19 protein-coding genes and 1 tRNA gene are annotated in these 20,899 nt (G+C 67.3%); 14 read left to right on the forward strand and 6 right to left on the reverse strand.

Features of this window, described 5'->3' with window-relative positions; all coding sequences use genetic code 11:
- The first annotated feature begins 7 nt into the window (after positions 1-7).
- The 6 genes from L1081_RS06000 to L1081_RS06025 all read left to right on the forward strand — a co-directional run bounded on the left by L1081_RS06000 (position 8) and on the right by L1081_RS06025 (position 5,294).
- Positions 8-772, forward strand: coding sequence for an ABC transporter ATP-binding protein (locus L1081_RS06000; RefSeq protein ID WP_489415638.1), 765 nt, complete (start codon positions 8-10; stop codon positions 770-772).
- A 136-nt stretch (positions 773-908) separates the two neighbouring features.
- Positions 909-1,637, forward strand: coding sequence for an ATP-binding cassette domain-containing protein (locus L1081_RS06005; protein ID WP_489415639.1), 729 nt, complete (start codon positions 909-911; stop codon positions 1,635-1,637).
- Between the two features lie 148 nt (positions 1,638-1,785).
- Positions 1,786-2,769 carry an ABC transporter permease subunit gene (locus L1081_RS06010; protein WP_489415640.1) on the forward strand — a complete coding sequence of 328 codons (984 nt, stop codon included), beginning with the start codon at positions 1,786-1,788 and terminating at the stop codon, positions 2,767-2,769.
- Between the two features lie 13 nt (positions 2,770-2,782).
- The gene (locus L1081_RS06015) at positions 2,783-3,850 is read left to right on the forward strand and encodes a branched-chain amino acid ABC transporter permease (protein ID WP_436035905.1); all 1,068 of its coding nucleotides are present in this window, start codon (positions 2,783-2,785) and stop codon (positions 3,848-3,850) included.
- The gene (locus L1081_RS06020) at positions 3,847-4,734 is read left to right on the forward strand and encodes an alpha/beta fold hydrolase (protein WP_489415641.1); all 888 of its coding nucleotides are present in this window, start codon (positions 3,847-3,849) and stop codon (positions 4,732-4,734) included. Before L1081_RS06015 ends, L1081_RS06020 begins: the two co-directional genes overlap by 4 nt.
- 53 nt (positions 4,735-4,787) lie before the next feature.
- The gene (locus L1081_RS06025) at positions 4,788-5,294 is read left to right on the forward strand and encodes a DUF1993 family protein (protein WP_489415642.1); all 507 of its coding nucleotides are present in this window, start codon (positions 4,788-4,790) and stop codon (positions 5,292-5,294) included.
- Here L1081_RS06025 and hemH read toward each other — a convergent pair.
- Positions 5,276-6,340: a ferrochelatase gene (gene hemH / locus L1081_RS06030; RefSeq protein WP_489415643.1), complete on the reverse strand. Its 1,065-nt coding sequence runs from the start codon at positions 6,338-6,340 to the stop codon at positions 5,276-5,278. The two genes, L1081_RS06025 and hemH, sit on opposite strands and share 19 nt — an antisense overlap.
- Before the next feature lie 15 nt (positions 6,341-6,355).
- Between hemH and L1081_RS06035 the strand changes: the two genes are divergently transcribed.
- A complete protein-coding gene (locus L1081_RS06035; RefSeq protein ID WP_125964832.1) occupies positions 6,356-7,087 on the forward strand; it encodes an HAD family hydrolase in 732 nt (243 codons plus the stop codon).
- Between the two features lies 1 nt (position 7,088).
- On the opposite strand, the gene L1081_RS06040 is transcribed toward L1081_RS06035, so the two are convergent.
- The 5 genes from L1081_RS06040 to hpnC are packed head-to-tail and all read right to left on the reverse strand — an operon-like array spanning position 7,089 to position 10,787.
- Positions 7,089-7,394: an NIPSNAP family protein gene (locus tag L1081_RS06040; RefSeq protein ID WP_489415644.1), complete on the reverse strand. Its 306-nt coding sequence runs from the start codon at positions 7,392-7,394 to the stop codon at positions 7,089-7,091.
- Positions 7,395-7,422: 28 nt separating this feature from the next.
- Entirely contained in the window at positions 7,423-7,725 is a 303-nt protein-coding gene (locus tag L1081_RS06045; protein WP_489415645.1) for a hypothetical protein, read from the reverse strand.
- Positions 7,722-8,981, reverse strand: coding sequence for a hydroxysqualene dehydroxylase HpnE (hpnE, locus tag L1081_RS06050; protein WP_489415646.1), 1,260 nt, complete (start codon positions 8,979-8,981; stop codon positions 7,722-7,724). The genes L1081_RS06045 and hpnE overlap by 4 nt, the downstream gene beginning before the upstream one ends.
- 58 nt (positions 8,982-9,039) lie before the next feature.
- Positions 9,040-9,879 (reverse strand): presqualene diphosphate synthase HpnD, encoded by an 840-nt coding sequence (gene hpnD, locus L1081_RS06055; protein WP_489415647.1) that lies wholly within the window; start codon positions 9,877-9,879, stop codon positions 9,040-9,042.
- The gene (gene hpnC, locus L1081_RS06060) at positions 9,876-10,787 is read right to left on the reverse strand and encodes a squalene synthase HpnC (RefSeq protein ID WP_489415648.1); all 912 of its coding nucleotides are present in this window, start codon (positions 10,785-10,787) and stop codon (positions 9,876-9,878) included. The genes hpnD and hpnC overlap by 4 nt, the downstream gene beginning before the upstream one ends.
- A 72-nt stretch (positions 10,788-10,859) precedes the next feature.
- Between hpnC and L1081_RS06065 the strand changes: the two genes are divergently transcribed.
- The 7 genes from L1081_RS06065 to clpX all read left to right on the forward strand — a co-directional run bounded on the left by L1081_RS06065 (position 10,860) and on the right by clpX (position 20,876).
- Positions 10,860-12,782 (forward strand): KUP/HAK/KT family potassium transporter, encoded by a 1,923-nt coding sequence (locus tag L1081_RS06065; protein ID WP_489415649.1) that lies wholly within the window; start codon positions 10,860-10,862, stop codon positions 12,780-12,782.
- A 96-nt stretch (positions 12,783-12,878) separates the two neighbouring features.
- Complete coding sequence (locus tag L1081_RS06070; RefSeq protein ID WP_489415650.1) at positions 12,879-14,072, forward strand: efflux RND transporter periplasmic adaptor subunit; 1,194 nt, start codon at positions 12,879-12,881, stop codon at positions 14,070-14,072.
- Positions 14,069-17,224: an efflux RND transporter permease subunit gene (locus tag L1081_RS06075; protein WP_489415651.1), complete on the forward strand. Its 3,156-nt coding sequence runs from the start codon at positions 14,069-14,071 to the stop codon at positions 17,222-17,224. The genes L1081_RS06070 and L1081_RS06075 overlap by 4 nt, the downstream gene beginning before the upstream one ends.
- Positions 17,225-17,338: 114 nt before the next feature.
- Positions 17,339-17,425 (forward strand) — tRNA-Leu (locus L1081_RS06080).
- 26 nt (positions 17,426-17,451) lie between these two features.
- Positions 17,452-18,765 (forward strand): trigger factor, encoded by a 1,314-nt coding sequence (gene tig / locus L1081_RS06085; protein ID WP_489415652.1) that lies wholly within the window; start codon positions 17,452-17,454, stop codon positions 18,763-18,765.
- Between the two features lie 114 nt (positions 18,766-18,879).
- A complete protein-coding gene (gene clpP, locus L1081_RS06090) occupies positions 18,880-19,488 on the forward strand; it encodes an ATP-dependent Clp endopeptidase proteolytic subunit ClpP (protein WP_012747620.1) in 609 nt (202 codons plus the stop codon).
- Positions 19,489-19,610: 122 nt separating this feature from the next.
- Positions 19,611-20,876, forward strand: a complete 1,266-nt coding sequence (clpX, locus tag L1081_RS06095; RefSeq protein ID WP_012747621.1) for an ATP-dependent Clp protease ATP-binding subunit ClpX — start codon at positions 19,611-19,613, stop codon at positions 20,874-20,876.
- Positions 20,877-20,899 lie beyond the last annotated feature (23 nt).

Below are 20,899 nucleotides of genomic sequence, written 5' to 3' on the forward strand. Positions count from 1 at the left end.
ACCCACGATGCTTGAGACCAAAGACCTGACCATCCGCTTCGGCGGGCACGTGGCCGTCAACGGCGTGAGCTGCGCCTTCGCGCCGGGCACGCTGACAGCCATCGTCGGCCCCAACGGCGCGGGCAAGACCACCTACTTCAACCTGATCTCGGGCCAGCTCAAGGCGAGCGCGGGCACGGTGTCGCTCGACGGGCAGCTGTTGTCGGGCCTGTCGCCGTCGGCGCGCACGCACGCGGGGCTGGGACGGGCCTTCCAGCTCACCAACCTGTTCCCGAACCTCACGGTGCTGGAGAACGTGCGCCTGGCGGTGCAGGCCACGCGCGAGGGCGCGCACCGCCGCGGGCTCAACCTGTGGAGCATCTGGAGCGACCACAAGGCGCTGACCGAGCGCGCCGACCAGATCCTCGCGGACGTGGCGCTGAAGTCGCGCGAGCATGCGACGGTGGCGAGCCTGCCGCACGGCGACCAGCGCAAGCTCGAGGTGGCGCTGCTGATGGCGCTCGAACCCAAGGTCTTCATGTTCGACGAGCCCACGGCCGGCATGAACGCGGCCGAGGCGCCGGTCATCCTCGACCTGATCCGCAAGCTCAAGCAGGACAAGACCAAGACCATCCTCCTGGTCGAACACAAGATGGACGTGGTGCGCGAGCTCGCGGACCGCATCATCGTGCTGCATAACGGCACGCTGGTGGCGGATGGGGAGCCGGCCGAGGTGATTGCCTCGCCGGTGGTGCAAGAGGCCTACCTGGGCATTGCGAAGGAGGTTGCATGAAGGCGTTGATGAATTTCTCCCTCCCCCGCCGGGGGAGGGCAGGGGTGGGGGCAGGCGGCCTTCAAATCGCCGCGGCCTTCGAAGCGCCGCTCGCCCCCATCCCAACCTTCCCCCGGAAGGGGAAGGAGCAAGACCGATGAGCACTCAGAATCTGCTGACCCTCGAAGGCGTGCACACGCACATCGGGGCGTACCACATCCTGCACGGCGTCGACCTGGCCGTGCCCCGGGGCCAGCTCACCATGCTGCTGGGCCGCAACGGCGCAGGCAAGACGACCACGCTTCGGACCATCATGGGCCTCTGGCATGCGTCGCAGGGCCGGGTGCGCTTTGGTGACAACGACATTGCCGCCATGCAGACGCCGCAGATCGCCGGCCTCGGCATTGCCTACGTGCCCGAGAGCATGGGCATCTTCTCCGACCTGACGGTGAAGGAGAACATGCTGCTCGCCGCGCGCGGCGCCAGGAACGCCGCAGAGATCGACGACACGCGCCTGAAGTGGATCTTCAAGCTCTTTCCCGCGGTGGAGAAGTTCTGGAACCATCCGGCCGGCAAGCTTTCGGGCGGGCAGAAGCAGATGCTCGCCGTGTCGCGTGCGATCGTCGAGCCGCGCGAGCTGCTGCTGATCGACGAGCCCAGCAAGGGCCTTGCGCCCGTGATGATCAACAACATGATCGACGCCTTCGCCGAGCTCAAGGCCAGCGGCGTGACGATCCTGCTGGTGGAGCAGAACATCAACTTCGCCCAGCGCCTGGGCGACAACGTCGCGGTGATGGACAACGGCCGCGTGGTGCACAGCGGCGGCATGGCGGCGTTCTCCGCGGATGCGCAACTGCAGCAATCGCTGCTTGGACTGGCTTTATGAAGTATTCGACGTTTTTCTCCCTCCCCCTCCGGGGGAGGGTTGGGGTGGGGGCTCGCGGCCTTCGATACAGCGCGGCCTTGCAAGTGCCGTCAGCCCCCATCCCAGCCTTCCCCCAGAGGGGGAAGGAGCAAGAGAAGGGGGCACTGCAATGAAGGCACTGGACTTCGACTGGAAGCCGCTGCTCCTCGCCCCGATCCTCGCGCTTGTCGCACTGCCGCTCACGGGCTCGTTCTCGACCTGGCTCACGCTCACGGTCGCGGGGCTCGCGATGGGCATGATCATCTTCATCATCGCGTCGGGCCTCACGCTGGTGTTCGGGCTGATGGACGTGCTCAACTTCGGCCACGGCGTGTTCATCGCGCTCGGTGCCTTCGTGGCCAGCAGCGTGCTCGGCCTGATGGGCGACTGGACGGGCTCGGGCGAACTGTGGCGCAACCTCGTTGCCGTGTTCCCCGCGATGCTGGTCGCCATGGCGGTGGCCGGTGCGGTCGGCCTTGCGTTCGAGCGCTTCATCGTGCGGCCGGTGTACGGCCAGCACCTGAAGCAGATCCTCATCACCATGGGCGGCATGATCATCGGCGAGGAGCTCATCAAGGTGATCTGGGGCCCGGCGCAGATTCCTCTGCCGCTGCCCGAGGCGCTGCGCGGCTCGCTGTTCGTGGCGGACGCGGCCATCAGCAAGTACCGGCTGCTCGCGGTGGCGGTGGGCGTGGTGGTGTTCGGGTTGCTCGCATGGACGCTCGCGCGCACCAAGATCGGCCTCCTGATCCGCGCCGGCGTGCAGGACCGCGAGATGGTCGAGTCGCTGGGCTACCGCATCGGCCGGCTGTTCGTCGGCGTGTTCGTGGTGGGTAGCGCACTGGCCGGCCTGGGCGGCGTGATGTGGGGGCTGTTCCAGCAGAACCTGGTGCCGCAGATGGGCGCGCAGGTCAACGTGCTGATCTTCATCGTGATCATCATCGGCGGGCTCGGCTCGACGGGCGGTGCGCTCATCGGTGCGCTGCTGGTGGGGCTCATGACCAACTACATCGGCTTCCTGCTGCCCACGCTCACGCAGTTCGCGAGCATCCTGCTGATGGTGGCGGTGCTGCTGTGGCGTCCGCAGGGCGTGTATCCGGTGGCGAACCGTTGAGGAAGAAGACGCCATGTTCCTGAAACGACTTCTCTCCAACGACATGCCCCGAAGCCGCCTGCTGGCGCTGCTGCTGGTGGCGCTGTTCATCGCGCTGGCCTTCGCGCCGTTCATCTTTCCGGGCGTGAAGGCGCTCAGCGTGGCGGCCAAGATCCTGGTGTTCGTGGTGCTGGTCGCGAGCTTCGACCTGCTCCTGGGCTACACCGGCATCGTGAGCTTCGCGCACACCATGTTCTTCGGCATCGGCGCCTATGGCATCGCCATTTCGGCGTCGCGGCTCGGGCCCAATTGGGGCGCGGTGCTGCTCGGACTCGCGGCATCGCTCGCGGTCTCGCTGGTGCTTTCTTTTGCGATCGGGCTGTTCTCGCTCAGGGTGCGCGCGATCTTCTTCGCGATGATCACGCTGGCGGTGGCCTCGGCCTTCCAGACGCTGGCCTCGCAGCTGTCGGACTTCACCGGCGGCGAGGACGGCCTGACCTTCAAGCTGCCCGAACTGATCTCGCCGAGCTTCGAGTTCTCCGAGGAGCCCTTCCTCGGCGTCTCGCTCGATGGCCGGCTGCTGTGCTACTACCTGCTTTTCGTGGCTGCGGTGGTGCTGGTGCTCGCACTGCTGCGCATCGTGAATTCGCCCTTCGGCCGCGTGCTGCAGGCCATCCGCGAGAACGAGTTCCGCGCCGAGGCCATCGGCTACCGCGTGGTGGTGTACCGCACCACGGCGGCCGTGCTGTCGGCGCTCTTTGCCACGCTGGCCGGCGCCATGCTCGCGATCTGGCTGCGCTACAACGGGCCCGACACGTCGCTGAGCTTCGAGATCATGATCGACGTGCTGCTGATCGTGGTGATCGGCGGCATGGGCACGATCTACGGCGCGGCCATTGGCGCGGTGCTGTTCGTGGTGGCGCAGAGCTATCTGCAGGACCTGCTGCGCGTGGGCAGCGAGGCCGCGAGCGGGCTGCCGTGGCTCGCAGCGCTCTTGTCGCCGGACCGCTGGCTGCTGTGGCTGGGGGTGCTGTTCGTGCTCTCGGTCTACTACTTTCCGACCGGCATCGTCGGCAAGCTCAGGGCGAGGGCCGCGCGATGAGCAACGATCTTCCCGTTCCGTCTTCCCACTATGCGCAGCTTGCGGGCCGCGAAATCCATTGGCTCGACTGGGGCGCGCCCGACGCGCCGGTCGTCATTGCCTGGCACGGCCTCGCGCGCACCTGCCGCGACATGGACGAGTTGGCGCAGCACTTTGCAGCGCGCGGCTTCCGCGTGATCTGCCCCGACACCATCGGCCGCGGCTTGAGCCAGTGGAGCCCGCTGCCCGACGACGAATACCAGCTTTCGTTCTATGCGCGCATGGCCGGCGCGCTGTGCGATGAACTGCACCTGGACCGCGTGCACTGGGTCGGCACCTCCATGGGCGGTGCCATCGGCACGGTCTGCGCGTCGGGCCTGTTCGAGCCGCGCATGAAAGCACGCATTGCGAGCCTCACGCTCAACGACAACGCGCCGCAGCTTGCGCAGGCGGCCATCGAGCGCATCCGCGCCTATGCCGGCGAGCCGCCCGCGTTCGACACGGTGGCCGAACTGGAGGCGTTCTTCCGCACCGTCTACAAGCCCTATGGCTGGCTCAGCGATGCGCAGTGGCGCCGGCTGACCGAAAGCTCCACGCGCCGCCTGCCCGACGGCCGCGTGACGCCGCACTACGACCCGGCGATGGTCCGGCAGTTCAGCGCGCACGACAACGACTACCTGATCTGGCCGCACTACGACGTGATCGAGGCGCCGGTGCTGTGCCTGCGCGGCGCCGAGTCGGACCTGGTGCTGCCCGAGGTGACGCAGCAGATGCAGCAGCGGGGGCCGGGCGCCGCCGGCTTGCTGAAGGTCGTCGAAATCCAGGGGTGCGGCCACGCGCCCGCGCTCAACGTGCCCGAACAACTGCAGCTGATCGAAGGGTTTATCCGGGCCGCCGGCTGCTAGGCGCGCGTCGGCGAGACAATCGCCGCCGACTTCCCACCACAAGGATCCACGCCATGGCGCTTTCGATGTACGACCTCTCCGTGCCGGTCTTCTCCCGCGGGCTCGGCCAGCTCACCCACCTGCTCGAGAAGAGCCTGGCGCATGCCCGGGCCAACGACGTCGATCCGGCCACGCTGGTGGACGCGAGGCTCGCACCGGACATGCTCACGCTGGCCGGCCAGATCCAGCGCGCGAGCGATGCCGCGAAGCTCGGCGTGGCGCGCATCGCGGGCATCACGGCGCCGAGTTTTCCCGACGAGGAAAAGACCTATGACGAGCTGCTGGCCCGCATCGCGAAGACGCAGAACTTTCTCGCGACCGTGGACCGCGCGCTGGTCGACGGCCAGGAGGAGCGCCCCGTGAGCATCAAGGTGCGCGAGCGCGAGGCGCATTTCACCGCGCAGCGCTACCTGCTGCAGTTCGCGCTGCCCAACTTCTTCTTCCACGTGACCACCGCCTACGGCGTGCTGCGCCACAAGGGCATGCCGATCGGCAAGATGGACTACCTGGGCAAGTTCTGAGCGGTAGTGGCGGACCGGGTGGGCCAGCCCGCCAGGTTGCGCTCGGCAATGCCCGCCAGCGCGGTGATCCACGCCGGGCTGTCGTTGAGGCAGGGGATGTAGCTGAAGGCTTCGCCGCCCGCATGCAGGAAGGCTTCGCGGCCTTCCATGGCAATTTCTTCGAGCGTCTCCAGGCAGTCGGCCGGAAAGCCCGGGCACACCACGTCGACGCGCTTCACGCCGCTTGCGCCGAGTTCGCGCAGGGTCGGCTCGGTGTAGGGCTCGAGCCATTTGGCGCGGCCGAAGCGCGACTGGAAAGTCACGCGGTACCGGTCGTCCGCGAGGCCCAGCCGCGCCGCGAGCAGGCGCGCGGTCTCGAGGCACTGGGCCTGGTAGGGATCGCCGAGCGCAATGTTGCGCACCGGAATGCCGTGGAAGCTCATCAGCAGCAGCTCGCCGCGGCCTTCGCGCTTCCAGTGCGCTTCGATGCCGAGCGCCAGCGCCTCGATGTAGGCCGGGTCGTCGTGGTACTGGTTGACGAAGCGGAACTCCGGAATGCGGCGCTGGCCGCGGCTCCAGTCGTTCACCGCATCGATCACGCTGGCCGTGGTGGTGGCCGAATACTGCGGATAGGCTTGCAGCACCAGCACGCGCGTGGCGCCTTCGGCCTGCAGCGCATCAAGGCGCGAAGCGATCGACGGACTCGCATAGCGCATGGCATCCTGCACCGCCACGCGGTGCCCGCGCTCGCCGAGCCAGCCCGCGAGCAGCGTGGCCTGCTTGCGGGTCCACACCTTCAGCGGCGAACCCTCTGCCATCCAGATGCTCGCGTACTTGGCGGCCGACTTGGCGGGCCGCACGCGCAGGATGATGCCCTGCAGGATCAGCGCCCAGAGCAGCCTGGGAATCTCGACCACGCGCGGATCGCCCAGAAACTCCGCCAGGTAGGGCCGCACGGCGGCCGCGGTGGGGGCATCGGGCGAGCCCAGGTTGCACCAGAGGATGGCGGTGCGTTCGATGGCGCGTGCGGGGTCGATGGAACCGCGGTTCCCGTTGTCTTGAGGCATGCGATATTCTCGGGCATGACCTCCGCTTCCACGGCACCGGCAAGCGCCGCGCCTCTCGACATCAAGCGTATCTCGGCGATCTCGCTCGACCTGGACGACACCCTCTGGCCGATCTGGCCGACCATCGAGCGCGCGGAGACCGTGCTGCAGGAATGGCTGCTGCGCGAGGCACCGAAGACCGCGTCGCTGCTGCTCACGCCGGGCGTGCTGCGCGAACTGCGCGAAGCCACCGCCAAGGAGCGCTCCGACCTCGCGCATGACCTGAGCGCGCTGCGCCGCGAGTCGATTCGCGCGGCACTCAGGCATGCGGGCGAAGACCCGGCGCTGGCCGATCCGGCCTTCGACGCCTTCTTTGCCGAACGCCAGCGCGTCACGCTCTACGAAGACGCGCTGCCGGCCCTCAAGTGGCTCAGCGAACGCTATCCGCTGGTGGCGGTTTCGAACGGCAATGCGGACATCCACCAGACCGGCGTCGGCCGCTGGTTCCGCACCGCGTTCAACGCGCGCGCCTTCGGCAGCGGCAAGCCGCATGCGCCGATCTTCCGTGCTGCGGCCGCGTCGGTCGGCCTGCTGCCGAAGGACGTGCTGCACGTGGGCGACGACGCGGAGCTCGACGTGGTTGGCGCGCTCAACGCCGGCATGCAGGCGGCCTGGCTGGTGCGCGACGAGCGCCCGTGGGTGCATGGCGCGCGGCCGCAGCTGATCGTGCCGAACCTGCACGCGCTGTGCGTGGCGCTCGGCGCCTGAGCTAGGAGAAGACCGGCCGGAAGAAGCTGCGCTCGTAGCTCAGGATGCACCGGGTGTCCGCGGCGTATCTGAAGGCGGCCTGGCATTCGGCGTCCTGCATCGAATCGGCGCGGTACTGTTCGTACGCGGCCAGGCTGGGAAAGCTGAACATCGCGAGTGCCACGTTGTTCGCGCCTTCCGACGGCATGAAGTAGCCATGGTGCTGGCCGCCGAACTTCTCGACCAGCGGAATCCACAGCTTGCCGTAGTGCTCGAATTCCTTGAGCTTGTAGGGATCGACGATGTAGCGCAGGTAGCAGGTGACCATGGTTCTTTCCGTAGGGACAGGGAGGGCGTCAGTCCAGGCTGAACCGCGCGCGCAGCGCCGCGCAGAAATCTTGCGTGCCGCTGAGCGAGAAGGTCACCGTGTCCAGCTCCGGCGCCTCGCGGGTCTGCTGCAGGTCGAAGTCCCAGGCCGCCCCGTCGTCGAGCGCGCCGCGCGCATCGGGAAAGGTGGCATCGGTCCAGGCAAGCACCTGCGCGATCTCGGCCAGCACTTCGTCTGTTCTTGCAGGCACGGTCGAGGCCATGGCATCGAAGGTGCCGTGGCCCTCGGTGTCTTCGCTGTAGTCGAAATCCAGGTAGCGCAGTTCGGTCATGGTGTTGTCGATGCCTTGGCAGCGGCCAGTCCGCTCAGGACCGCGCCTTCGAGTGTGGCAGGGTAGGGGCCTTCGGTGTAGTCGCCGCAGGCGTGCAGGCCGGGTGCGATGCGCATCGGCGGCCGTGCGAGCGCGGGCGTGCAGGCGAAGGTGGCGCGCTTCTCGACCACGGTCTGCACGATCTGCAGCGCTTTCTGGCCGAGCTGCACGGCGGCTTGCGCAAGCACCTGCTGCTCCAGCGTTTCGCGCGGCGTTTCGTTTGCGCTCACGACCATGGCCAGCACGCCGTCCGGTCCGCCGAGCTGGCCGCGATCGAAAACGAATTGCGCCGGTGCGGTGGCGGGATGGCTGCGCAGGGCCAGCATCGGCTGCGCGAGCGGCGAAGCGCCGCGCACGTAGACGGTGGCAATGGCCTCGAAGCGCAGCGCCTCGGTGGTTTCGCACCAGCGCTGCGCCGCCGCGCCGGACGCGCGCACGAGCCGCGCCGCGTCCCAGGGCGCGCACGCCAGCACGACGTGGTCGAAGCGCTCGCCGTCGACCCGCCATGCCGCGCCCTCGGGCGAGATGGCGTGCACGCGCGTGCCGATGCGCAGCGTTGCGTCGTGCTGTGCTAGCCACGCCAGGGCCGCGTCGGGAAAGAGCGCGCCCAGGTCGACGCGCGGCAGCAGCAGGTCCGCGCCGCCGCTGCCGCTGAAGAGGGCGTCGTGCAACACGCGCAGGAACACCTCGCCGCTCGACTGGTCGATCGGCGTGTTGAGCGCGGAAACGCACAGCGGCTCGATCAGCTCCTCCATCACGCGCGGCGTGAGGCCGGTGCAGAGCGCGGCCACGGTGGTGCCGGCGGCGCAGCGGAATCCGGCGAGGCGCCATTGCACCGCGGTGCGCAGCAGCGTGGACTTGTCCCGCCACGTCCAGCCACGCGCCGTGAAGATGCCGGCCAGCAGATCGAGCGGGGCAGGCAGCCGCGGCAGCTTCAGGCCGCCGCCATCGGCAAAGCGCAGCGAGAGCGGCAGCCGCAGCAGCGCCTGGCCGGCATCGATGCCCACTTCGCGCATCAGCTTCAGCGTCGCGGCGTAGGCGCCGATCAGGATGTGCTGCCCGTTGTCGAGCACCAGCCCGTGCATGTGGTCGACCCGCCGCGCGCGTCCGCCCGCCATGTGCGCCGCTTCATGAAGCGTCACGGCATGGCCGAGGCGCGTGGCTTCGACGGCGCAGGCAAGCCCGGCCCAGCCGGCGCCGATGACGGCGACCTTCATGCCGGCGCCTCGCCGCCCCGTTGCCGGGCCCGGGACTTCCGCACGGCCTCGGCGCGGGTCATATCCTCCCCAGCGCCTGGACTTTCCATGCCAGCCAGAACTTGCGCACCGGCGTCAGGCTCACGCGCTGGTTCAGCACCTGGAAGTCGTCGCGCTCGATCTCGCGCAGCAGCGTGCGGTAGATGCTGGCCATCATGAGGCCGGGCTTCTGGGCGCGGCGGTCCGCGGCGGGCAGCAGGGCGAGGGCTTCGTCGTAGGCCGCATGCGCGCGCTCGGCCTGGAACTTCATGAGCGCGACGAAGCGTTCCGAATGCACGCGGTTGAGAATCTCGTGCGCCTTGACGTCGAATTTCTGCAGCTCGTTCACGGGCAGGTAGATGCGGCCGCGCAGCGCGTCCTCGCCGACGTCGCGAATGATGTTGGTGAGCTGCAGCGCCAGCCCGAGCTTGTGCGCATAGGCGGTGGTCTGCGGGTCGGTCTGGCCGAAGATGCGCGCGGCGACTTCGCCCACCACGCCGGCCACCAGGTGGCAGTAGCGCGCAAGGCCGGGAAAGTCGAGGTAGCGGGTCTGGTCGAGGTCCATCTGGCAGCCGTCGATCACCTCGTTGAGCTGGGCCGGCTCGATGCCGTAGGCGGTGGCATGCGGCACCAGCGCCTGCATCACGGGATGGCGCGGCGGTCCCGCAAACGACTGCGCCACCTCGGTGCGCCACCAGGCCAGCTTGGTCGCGGCCACGCCGGGGTCGCTGACCTCGTCGACCACGTCGTCGATCTCGCGGCAGAAGGCATAGAAGGCCGTGATCGCGGCGCGCCGCGGCTTGGGAAGGAACAGAAACGCGTAATAGAAACTGCTGCCCGAGGCGGCGGCCTTGTCCTGTACGTATTGCTCGGGAGTCATCGGAGGGGCGCTTTCATGGGCGGCAATTGTCTCCGCATCCGCAGGGCCCGCCAGACCAGCAGCGGGGCGTCGGCCTTGCCGATTTTCGGGCGCTGCGAAAAGGTGTCGAAGCCCAGGTCCTCGATCTTGTCGAGAATGCGCAGGCCGCCCTGCACGACGAAGCGCAGCTCCCAGCCGGCGCGGCCCGGCAGGCGATGGACCAGCGGCGCGCCTTCGGCCATCAGCTCCCGCGCCCAGGCGCTTTCGACGGCGATCAGGTTGATGGCTTCCTGCGGGGGCGGCGCTTCGGCCAGCGGCATGAAGACCTTGAAGCTCTCGCGCGTCAGGCCGCGCCGCGCGCAGTCGGCGAGCGGCGGATAGAAGCGCCCGCGCGGCAGGTCCACGCTCGGGTCCTGCCAGAAATTGATGAGTTGCAGCGCGCTGCAGATGGCATCGCTTTGCGCCAGCGCCTGCGCGTCGTGCACGCCATACAGATGCAGCAGCAGGCGGCCGACCGGATTGGCGGAGCGGCGGCAGTAGTCGAGCAGTTCGGCGCGGTCGGCGTAGCTTCCGCCGTCGCGGGTCTTCTCGATGTCCTGCATGAAGGCGCTCAGCAGGTCGGCGAGCAGTTGTTCCGGGAGCTTGAACTGCGCGATGCTGTGGGCGAGCGGGCCGAACACCTGGGGCCAGCGTGAGGAGGCCGCCACCTGGCCGCGCGCGGCGGCTGCCAGCTCTTCGCGGTAGGCGCAAAGATCGGCCAGCCGCTGGCCGGGCGAGGCATCGCCTTCGTCCGCGATGTCGTCCGCGGTGCGCGCGAAATGGTAGATCGCGGCAATCGGCGGCCGCAGATGGGGCGGGCACAGCCAGGAGGCCACGGGGAAATTCTCGTAGTGCGCCGGTGGCGCGGCAATGTGGGGTGGTGCAGACACGCGGCGATTGTCCGCGACGCGTGGCGCGGACTATGCTCGTGGCGTCGCCAACACCCCACTTCTTTTTCATTCATGAATGCACCGACGCAGGTTCCCTCCGCTCCGAGTCCAGCGCCAGGCGAGGCGCCTCATGCGGCGGGGGCGGGCTTGACGATCGCGGCGCTGGGCGTGGTGTTCGGCGACATCGGTACCTCGCCGCTCTATGCCTTCAAGGAAACGCTGAACCCGGACCACGGCGTGGCGTTCACGCCCGATGCGGTGCTGGGTCTGCTCTCGCTGATCTTCTGGGGCCTGATGTTCGTGGTCACGCTCAAGTACGTGGTGTTCGTGCTGCGCGCCGACCACGACGGCGAGGGCGGCATCCTGGCGCTGCAGGCCCTCGCGCGCAGCGCGGTCGCGGGGCCGCGGACCCGGCCCTGGGTGTGGAACGGGATCGGGGTGCTCGGCTTGGTCGGCGCGGCCATGTTCTATGGCGACAGCCTCATCACGCCGGCCATCTCGGTGCTGTCGGCGGTCGAGGGGCTGGAGGTGCAGGCGCCGGTGCTGCAGCGGGTGGTGATTCCGATCACCATCCTGATCCTGCTCGGGCTCTTCGCGGTGCAGCGCAAGGGCACCGGCGCGGTGGGCAAGGTGTTCGGGCCCGTCATGCTGCTGTGGTTTCTGGTGCTGGCCGTCGCGGGCGGCTGGCAGGTGCTGCAGCATCCGCAGGTGCTGGCGGCCCTCGATCCGCGCCGGGCCATCGGCTTCCTGGTCGAGCACCGGCTGCAGTCGCTGGCGGTGCTGGGGGCGGTGTTTCTTGCCTTCACCGGCGGCGAGGCGCTCTATGCCGACATGGGGCACTTCGGTGCGCGCTCGATCCGCCTCGCCTGGCTCTTCATCGCGCTGCCCGGACTGGTGCTGAACTACTTCGGCCAGGGCGCGCTGGTGCTGGCGCAGCCCGCAGCCGTCGACAATCCCTTCTTCCGGCTCTTTCCTCCATGGGGCGTCGTGCCGATGGTGGTGCTGGCCGCGATGGCGACCGTCATCGCGTCGCAGGCCGTGATCTCGGGTGCCTTTTCCCTGACCGTCCACGCCATGCGCATGGGCTACCTGCCGCGCATGCGCGTGGTGCAGACCTCGGGCTCGGCCATCGGCCAGGTCTACGTGCCGGTCGTCAACTGGATGCTGATGACGGGCGTGCTGCTGCTGGTGCTGGGCTTTCGCAGTTCGGGTGCGCTGTCGGCGGCCTACGGCATCGCGGTGTCGATCACGATGGTGACCACCACGCTGCTGGCGGGCGTCGTGGCCTGGGGGCTCTGGCGCTGGAACAGGGTGGCGGTGGTGCTCGGGGTGGCGGCTTTCGCCGCCGTGGACCTGACCTTCGTGCTCGCCAACAGCCTCAAGGTTGCCGACGGCGGCTGGCTCACGCTGGCCGTGGCCGCGGGCGTGATGCTGCTGTTCACCACCTGGGCCAAGGGCCGCCGGCTGGGCCTGGAGGCGGCCGCGGCCGAAAGCATGCCGCTCAGGATCTTCTTCGAATCGCTGGCGCTCAACATGCCGCACCGCGTGCGCGGCACGGCCGTGTTCCTGAACGCCGATGCGGCCACCGTGCCCCACGCGCTGCTGCACAACCTCAAGCACAACCAGGTGCTGCACGAGCAGGTGATCGTGCTGCGGGTGCTGGCCTGCGACACGCCGCGCATGGACGCGCGCCAGCGCATCGAGGCCGAACAGCTGATGGACGGTATCTGGGTGGTCACGGCGCGCCACGGCTTCATGGAGCGCCCCGACGTGCCCGAGTTCATCCGCATCCTGGCCTACCAGAAGACGCTGGCCATCGACTCGATGACCACCTCCTACTTCGTCTCGCGCGCCTCGGTGGGGGAGGAGCACCTGCCCGGCATGAACCCCGTGCGCCGCGCGCTCTTCGGCTGGCTGCAGCGCAATGCGGGCCGGGCCTCGGACTATTTCGAGCTGCCGGACAACCGGCTGGTCGAAATGGGGCAGAGGACCTGACGACCCCCGAATCGCGATTGACAGTCCCTGAGGTTTACCCTAAATTACTAACCAGTGGGTCAGTAATGACCGGGTTCGACCTTTCTAGGGTGTCTCATGACTGCCTCCTCCGGCTTTTCTCCTCTTGCCCGCAGTGCCGCCTGGCTGCTGCTTCCCGCCTTGTTCCTGGCCGGCTGTTCGCAGTCGAAGCCGGCCGAGGAACCTGTGCGCGCGGTCAAGCTGGTGACCGTGGGCACCAGCGATTTCGAGGCCCAGCCCGAGTTTTCGGCCGAGGTCCGGGCGCGCGTCGAATCGCGGCTGGGCTTCCGCGTGGCGGGCAAGATCACCAAGCGCCAGGCCGAGCTCGGCCAGCACGTGCAGGCCGGCCAGGTGCTGGCCCAGCTGGATCCGCAGGACTACCGGCTCGCCGCTGAAGCGGCGCGCGCGCAGCTGGCAGCGGCCCAGACTAACCGCGATCTCGCGGCGGCCGATCTCAAGCGCTATACCGAATTGCGTGCGCAAAACTTCATCAGCGGCGCCGAGCTGGAACGCCGCGAATCCACCTGGAAGGCCGCGCAGGCACAGCTCGAGCAGGCGCAGGCCCAGCTTTCCTCGCAGGGCAACCAGGCCAGCTACACCACGCTGGTGGCCGACGTGGCCGGCATCATCACCGCCATCGAGGCCGAGCCGGGGCAGGTGGTGCAGGCGGGCACGCCCGTCGTGCGCATTGCGCAGGATGGCGCGCGCGACGTGGTGTTCGCGGTACCCGAAGACCGCGCCGCGCTGATCAAGCCCGGCTCGCCGGTCACGGTGCGCGGCTGGTCGGGCGGCAGCGAGCTGCAGGGCCAGGTGCGCGAAGTGGCGGCCAGCGCCGACGCGGTCACGCGCACCTACGCGGTCAAGGTGGCCATCGATGCCGCCACCTCGCCGGCGCTCGGCGCCACCGTGTATGCCCGTCCGCAGGCGCTGGCACGCACCGGCGGCGCGGTCATGAAGCTGCCGACCAGCGCCTTGCGCCAGGAAGGCAAGGGCACGGCGGTCTGGGTGCTCGACAAGTCGACCATGACGGTGCGCTCGCAACCGGTGCAGGTGGCGACGGCCGACGGCAACGAAGCCGTGATCGGCGCCGGCCTCACGCCCGGCATGATGGTCGTGGCCGCGGGCGTGCATGTGCTCTCGCCGGGGCAGAAGGTCACCATCTACCAGTCGAAGGAGGCTGCAGCGGCGGCCGCCAACGCGAAGGAATCGGCGCAGCCGGTCGAGGCCGTGGCGGCCACCAAGAAGGAGATCGCTGCAGGTGCTTCCAAATGACGGAAGGCGCAGCAACCACCGCCAAGCCCGCCGGCTTCAATCTTTCCAAATGGGCGCTGGACCACGCGCCCCTCACGCGCTACCTGATGGTGGTGCTGATGGTGCTGGGCGCCTTCGCGTACTTCCAGCTCGGCCAGGATGAAGACCCGCCGTTCACCTTCCGGGCCATGGTGGTTCGCACCTACTGGCCCGGCGCCACCGCGCAGCAGGTGGCTGAGCAGGTCACCGACAAGCTCGAGCGCACGCTGCAGGAGGCACCGTATGCCGACAAGATCCGCAGCTATTCGAAGCCGGGCGAGTCGCAGATCATCTTCCAGATCAAGGACTCGTCCAAGGCCGCCGACGTGGCCAACGTCTGGTACACGGTGCGCAAGAAGGTCGGCGACATGCGCAACACGCTGCCGCCGGGCGTGCAGGGCCCCTTCTTCAATGACGATTTCGGCGACGTCTATGGCGTGATCTACGCGCTGGAGAGCGAAGGCTTCAGTCAGGCCGAACTCAAGACCCTGGCCGACGAGGTGCGCCAGCAGCTGCTGCGCGTGAAGGACGTGGCCAAGGTCGACCAGTTCGGCGTGCAGGACCAGAAGGTCTACATCGAGATCTCGCAGAAGCGCGTCGCGCAGCTGGGGCTGGACTTCAACGCGGTGCTTGCCCAGCTCGGCTCGCAGAACGCGATCGAAAGCGCGGGCACGATCCAGTCGCCGCTCGACGTGGTGCAGGTGCGCGTGGGCGGGCAGTTCACCAGCGTGGAGCAACTGCGTGAGATGCCGATCCGCGGCAGCTCGGGCAACCAGCTGAAGCTCGGCGACATTGCCGAGATCCACCGCGGCTACATCGATCCGCCGGCCGTCAAGGTGCATCACCAGGGCAAGGAGGTCGTCGCGCTCGGCGTTTCCATGGCCAAGGGCGGCGACATCATCGCGCTGGGCAAGGCGCTGCGCGCCACCACCGCGCAGATCGACCAGCGCCTGCCGGCCGGCGTGAAGCTCGCCCAGGTGCAGGACCAGCCGGTGTCGGTGTCCAGCTCGGTGAACGAATTCGTCGGCGTGCTGATCGAGGCCGTGGCCATCGTGCTGGCCGTGAGCATCATCTCGCTGGGCCTGCACAAGGGCGGGCGCTTCGGCTGGTACATCGACATCCGCCCGGGGCTGGTGGTGGCCATCACGATCCCGCTGGTGCTGGCCGTGACCTTCCTGTCCATGAACTACTTCGGCATCGGGCTGCACAAGATATCGCTGGGGTCGCTGATCATCGCGCTCGGCCTGCTGGTGGACGACGCGATCATCGCGGTCGAGATGATGGTGCGCAAGATGGAGGAGGGCTACGACAAGGTGCGCGCCGCCACCTTTGCCTACGACGTGACGGCCAAGCCCATGCTGACCGGCACGCTCATCACCGCGGCGGGCTTCCTGCCGATCGGCATCGCCAAGTCGGTGACGGGCGAATACACCTTTGCGATCTTCGCGGTGACGGTGATTGCGCTGGTGCTGTCGTGGATCGTCTCGGTGTACTTCGTGCCCTACCTGGGCACGCTGCTGCTCAAGGTGAAGCCGCACGACCCCGATGCGCCGCCGCACGAGCTTTTCGACACGCCGTTCTACAACAACTTCCGCCGCGCGGTGAACTGGTGCGTGCAGCACCGCTGGCTGACCATCGGCGCCACGGTGCTGATCTTCGCGCTCGGCATCTTCGGCATGGGCAAGGTGCAGCAGCAGTTCTTCCCGGATTCGAGCCGGCCGGAGATCATGGTAGACATCTGGTTCCCCGAAGGCACCTCGTTCGCGGCCAACGAAGAGGTTGCCAAGCGCGTCGAGCAGCGCATCATGAAGGAAGAGGGCGTGAAGACGGTCAGTACCTGGATCGGCTCCGGCGTGCCGCGCTTCTACCTGCCGCTGGACCAGGTCTTTCCGCAGACCAACGTGTCGCAGCTCATCGTGCTGGCCAAGGATCTGAAGGTGCGGGAGACCTTGCGCATCAAGCTGCCGGCCCTGCTGGCGCAGGAATTCCCGGAGGTGCGCGGCCGCGTGAAGCTGCTGCCCAACGGGCCGCCGGTGCCGTACCCGGTGCAGTTCCGCGTGATCGGCACCGATCCTGCCCAGCTGCGCGCGCATGCCGACGAGGTCAAGGCCGTGCTGCGCGAGAACGCCAACATGCGCGGCGTCAACGACAACTGGAACGAATCGGTCAAGGTGATCCGTCTCGAGGTCGACCAGGCCAAGGCGCGCGCGCTCGGCGTGACCAGCCAGGCGATCGCCCAGGCTTCCAAGACGATGTTCTCGGGCACCACCGTGGGCCAGTACCGCGAGAACGACCTGCTGATCGACATCGTGCTGCGCCAGTCGGCCGACGAGCGCGAGGCCATCTCGGACATCGGCAACGCCTACCTGCCCACGGCTTCGGGCCGTTCGATTCCGCTGACGCAGATTGCCCGGCCCGTGTTCAGCTGGGAACCCGGCGTGATGTGGCGCGAGAACCGCGACTACGCCATCACGGTGCAGGGCGACGTGGTCGAAGGCCTGCAGGGCGCCACGGTGACCGAGCAGCTGCTGCCGAAGCTGCGCCAGCTCGAGGCCGGCTGGCATGCGGCCGGCGAGGGCGGCTACCGCATCGAGGTGGCCGGCGCGGTCGAGGAAAGCAGCAAGGGCTCGGCGTCCATCGTGGCGGGCGTGCCGATCATGCTGTTCCTGGTGTTCACGCTGCTGATGCTGCAGCTGCACAGCTTCAGCCGCTCGCTGCTGGTGTTCATCACCGGCCCGATGGGCATTGCCGGCGTGGCCGGTGCGCTGCTGCTGCTGAACCGGCCGTTCGGCTTCGTGGCGCTGCTGGGCGTGATCGCGCTGATGGGCATGATCCAGCGCAACGCGGTGATCCTGATCGACCAGATCGAGAGCGACCGCGCGGCCGGCGTGCCGGCCTGGGATGCGATCGTGGAATCGGCCGTGCGGCGCCTGCGGCCCATCGTGCTGACGGCGGCCGCGGCGGTGCTGGCGATGATTCCGCTCTCCCGCAGCGTGTTCTGGGGGCCGATGGCAGTGGCCATCATGGGCGGGCTGATCGTGGCGACCGTATTGACCCTGCTGGCGCTGCCGGCAATGTACGCCGCTGCCTTCCGCGTCAAGCGGGAGCCGAAAGAGCTCCCGATTAGCGCTTAAAATACGCGGTTGACCGATTTCAGGCGGACGGTCTTTGGGCGGCGGGCATCTGGCAATCGGGTGGCCGCGGCACCAGGGCCGTCCGCCTTTGCATTCACCTGAAAAATTTGGCAAGCGCGGGTGGCGAAATTGGTAGACGCACCAGGTTTAGGTCCTGACGTTCGCAAGAACGTGCCGGTTCGAGTCCGGCCCCGCGCACCAGCCACACCCCTCACAAGGAAGACACCATGACCGTGACCGTTGAAACTCTCGAGAAGCTCGAACGCAAGATCACGCTGACCCTGCCGGTCGGCACCATCCAGTCCGAAGTCGATTCGCGCCTCAAGAAGCTCGCGCGCACCGTCAAGATGGATGGCTTCCGTCCCGGCAAGGTGCCGATGAACGTCGTGGCCCAGCGCTATGGCTACTCGGTGCACTACGAAGTCATGAACGACAAGGTCGGCGAAGCCTTCTCGCAGGCCGCCAACGAAGCCAAGCTGCGCGTGGCCGGCCAGCCCCGCATCACCGAGAAGGAAGAGTCGCCCGAAGGCCAGCTCGCCTTCGACGCCGTCTTCGAAGTGTTCCCCGAAGTCAAGATCAACGACCTGTCGGGCGCTGAAGTCGAGAAGCTCTCGGCCGAAGTGGGCGACGACGCCATCGACAAGACGCTGGACATCCTGCGCAAGCAGCGCCGCACCTTCGCGCAGCGCGCGCAGGACGCCGTGGCCCAGGACGACGACCGCGTGACGGTCGATTTCGAAGGCAAGATCGATGGCGAGCCCTTCCCGGGCGGCAAGGCCGAAGACTTCCAGTTCATCGTCGGCGAAGGCCAGATGCTGAAGGAATTCGAAGACGCCGTGCGCGGCATGAAGGCCGGCGACAGCCGCACTTTCCCGCTCTCGTTCCCGGCCGACTACCACGGCAAGGACGTGGCCGGCAAGCAGGCCGACTTCATGGTCACCGTGAAGAAGATCGAAGCCTCGCACCTGCCCGAAGTCAACGAACAGCTCGCCAAGTCGCTCGGCATTGCCGAAGCCACGGTCGAGGGCCTGCGCGCCGACATCAAGAAGAACCTCGAGCGCGAAGTGAAGTTCCGCCTGCTGGCGCGCAACAAGAACGCCGTGATGGACACCCTGGTGGCCAACGCCGAGCTCGACCTGCCCAACGCGAGCGTGCAGTCCGAAGTGAACCGCATGGTCGAAGGCGCCCGCGCCGAGCTCAAGCAGCGCGGCATCAAGGACGCCGACAAGGCCCCGATTCCCGACGAAGTGTTCCGCCCGCAAGCCGAGCGCCGCGTGCGCCTGGGCCTGGTGGTGGCCGAACTGGTGCGCGCCAACAACCTGCAGGCCAAGCCCGAGCAGATCAAGGCCCACATCGACGAACTGGCCGCCAGCTACGAAAAGCCGGCCGACGTTGTGCGCTGGTATTTCAGCGACAACAACCGCCTGGCCGAAGTCGAGGCCGTGGTCATCGAGAACAACGTGACCGAATTCGTGCTCGGCAAGGCCAAGGTCAAGGAAAAGTCGGTGTCGTTCGACGAGCTGATGGCGCAGCAGGGCTGATCCGCCGCCGCCTGCAATGCCAATGGGGCTTGTGCTTTGCGGCACGAGCCCCATTTCACTCAGGCGTACAGTAAATTCGAACAGCGAACGAACCCTTTTCCGGAGAGCAATTCAATGAGCGCACAGGAAATCAAAGGCCTCGGCATGATCCCGATGGTCATCGAGCAGTCGGGCCGCGGCGAGCGGTCCTATGACATCTATTCGCGTCTCCTCAAGGAGCGCATCATTTTCCTGGTGGGCGAGGTGAACGACCAGACTGCCAACCTCGTGGTGGCGCAGCTGCTGTTCCTCGAGAGCGAAAACCCGGACAAGGACATTTCGTTCTACATCAACTCCCCGGGCGGCAGCGTGAGCGCCGGCATGGCCATCTACGACACCATGCAGTTCATCAAGCCCGACGTTTCCACCATGTGCATCGGCTTTGCGGCCAGCATGGGCGCCTTCCTGCTGGCGGCCGGTGAAAAGGGCAAGCGCTTCTCGCTGCCCAATTCGAAGATCATGATCCACCAGGTGCTCGGCGGCGCGCGCGGCCAGGCCACGGACATCGAGATCCATGCCCGCGACATCCTGCGCACCAAGGACCAGATGAACCGCATCCTGGCCGAACGCACGGGCCAGCCGCTCGAAAAAGTCAAGTCGGACACCGAACGCGACTATTTCCTCACGGCCGACGAAGCCAAGGACTACGGCCTGGTGGACCAGGTCATTGCGAAGCGCAGCTGATCAATTGAGCCCGTGCCGCGGCGCCGGCGGCGCCAAAAAGGCAAAAACCGGCGTTTTCCACACGGGAAACGCCGTTTTTGTTTAGTTATCATTGTCCCCACCCCGTTACGAGGCACCTGTCCATGGCCGAAAAAAAAGGCTCTTCCAGCGAAAAAACGCTTTATTGCTCGTTCTGCGGCAAGAGCCAGCATGAGGTCAAGAAGCTGATCGCGGGCCCTTCGGTCTTCATTTGCGACGAGTGCATCGACCTTTGCAACGAAATCATCCGCGACGAGCTCCCGGCCGGTGAAGAGGCGCGCGAGGCGCGCAGCGACCTGCCCACGCCGCTGGAAATCAAGACCAACCTCGACAACTACGTGATCGGCCAGGAGCCGGCCAAGCGCATGCTGTCGGTGGCGGTCTACAACCACTACAAGCGCCTGCGGCACAAGGAAAAGGCCAAGGGCGACGACGTCGAACTCAGCAAGAGCAACATCCTCCTGATCGGCCCCACGGGCTCGGGCAAGACGCTGCTCGCGCAAACGCTCGCGCGCATGCTCGACGTGCCCTTCGTGATGGCCGACGCCACCACGCTGACCGAGGCCGGCTACGTGGGCGAGGACGTCGAGAACATCATCCAGAAGCTGCTGCAAAGCTGCAACTACGAAGTCGAGCGCGCCCAGCGCGGCATCGTCTACATCGACGAGATCGACAAGATCTCGCGCAAGTCGGACAACCCGTCCATCACGCGCGATGTCTCGGGCGAGGGCGTGCAGCAGGCGCTGCTCAAGCTCATCGAAGGCACCATGGCCAGCGTGCCGCCCCAGGGCGGGCGCAAGCACCCGAACCAGGACTTCCTGCAGATCGACACGACCAACATCCTGTTCATCTGCGGCGGCGCCTTTGCCGGCCTCGAGAAGGTCATCGAGAACCGCACCGAAGCCTCGGGCATCGGCTTCGGCGCCTCGGTCAAGAGCAAGGCGCAGCGCAGCATCACCGAGGTGTTCCGCGAAGTCGAGCCCGAAGACCTGATCAAGTTCGGTCTGATCCCCGAACTGGTGGGTCGCATGCCCGTGGTGGCCTCGCTGGCCGAGCTCAGCGAAGACGCGCTGGTGCAGATCCTGACCGAGCCCAAGAACGCGGTGGTCAAGCAATTCACCAAGCTGCTGCAGATGGAAGGCGTCGACCTGGAGATCCGCCCGGCGGCCCTCAAGGCCATTGCACGCAAGGCGCTGGCCCGCAAGACCGGCGCGCGCGGGCTGCGTTCGATTCTCGAACAGTCGCTGATCGACACCATGTTCGAGCTGCCGAATGCCACCAACGTCGACAAGGTTGTGGTCGAGGAATCCACAATCGATGAAAACAAGCCGCCGCTGCTCGTGTACCGCGAAGCGGCCAAGAAGGCCTGAGTGAACGCGGCGCCGGCTCTTTT

The organism is Variovorax sp. MSC1_012 (assembly GCF_023667525.1).
GTDB lineage: Bacteria > Pseudomonadota > Gammaproteobacteria > Burkholderiales > Burkholderiaceae_C > Variovorax > Variovorax beijingensis_B.

Coding starts and splice junctions, on each gene's coding strand:
- L1081_RS06000 (WP_489415638.1), top strand. CDS start 8: ATGCTTGAGACCAAAGACCTGACCATCCGCTTCGGCGGGCACGTGGCC.
- L1081_RS06005 (WP_489415639.1), top strand. CDS start 909: ATGAGCACTCAGAATCTGCTGACCCTCGAAGGCGTGCACACGCACATC.
- L1081_RS06010 (WP_489415640.1), top strand. CDS start 1,786: ATGAAGGCACTGGACTTCGACTGGAAGCCGCTGCTCCTCGCCCCGATC.
- L1081_RS06015 (WP_436035905.1), top strand. CDS start 2,783: ATGTTCCTGAAACGACTTCTCTCCAACGACATGCCCCGAAGCCGCCTG.
- L1081_RS06020 (WP_489415641.1), top strand. CDS start 3,847: ATGAGCAACGATCTTCCCGTTCCGTCTTCCCACTATGCGCAGCTTGCG.
- L1081_RS06025 (WP_489415642.1), top strand. CDS start 4,788: ATGGCGCTTTCGATGTACGACCTCTCCGTGCCGGTCTTCTCCCGCGGG.
- hemH (WP_489415643.1), bottom strand. CDS start 6,340: ATGCCTCAAGACAACGGGAACCGCGGTTCCATCGACCCCGCACGCGCC.
- L1081_RS06035 (WP_125964832.1), top strand. CDS start 6,356: ATGACCTCCGCTTCCACGGCACCGGCAAGCGCCGCGCCTCTCGACATC.
- L1081_RS06040 (WP_489415644.1), bottom strand. CDS start 7,394: ATGGTCACCTGCTACCTGCGCTACATCGTCGATCCCTACAAGCTCAAG.
- L1081_RS06045 (WP_489415645.1), bottom strand. CDS start 7,725: ATGACCGAACTGCGCTACCTGGATTTCGACTACAGCGAAGACACCGAG.
- hpnE (WP_489415646.1), bottom strand. CDS start 8,981: ATGAAGGTCGCCGTCATCGGCGCCGGCTGGGCCGGGCTTGCCTGCGCC.
- hpnD (WP_489415647.1), bottom strand. CDS start 9,879: ATGACTCCCGAGCAATACGTACAGGACAAGGCCGCCGCCTCGGGCAGC.
- L1081_RS06065 (WP_489415649.1), top strand. CDS start 10,860: ATGAATGCACCGACGCAGGTTCCCTCCGCTCCGAGTCCAGCGCCAGGC.
- L1081_RS06070 (WP_489415650.1), top strand. CDS start 12,879: ATGACTGCCTCCTCCGGCTTTTCTCCTCTTGCCCGCAGTGCCGCCTGG.
- L1081_RS06075 (WP_489415651.1), top strand. CDS start 14,069: ATGACGGAAGGCGCAGCAACCACCGCCAAGCCCGCCGGCTTCAATCTT.
- tig (WP_489415652.1), top strand. CDS start 17,452: ATGACCGTGACCGTTGAAACTCTCGAGAAGCTCGAACGCAAGATCACG.
- clpP (WP_012747620.1), top strand. CDS start 18,880: ATGAGCGCACAGGAAATCAAAGGCCTCGGCATGATCCCGATGGTCATC.
- clpX (WP_012747621.1), top strand. CDS start 19,611: ATGGCCGAAAAAAAAGGCTCTTCCAGCGAAAAAACGCTTTATTGCTCG.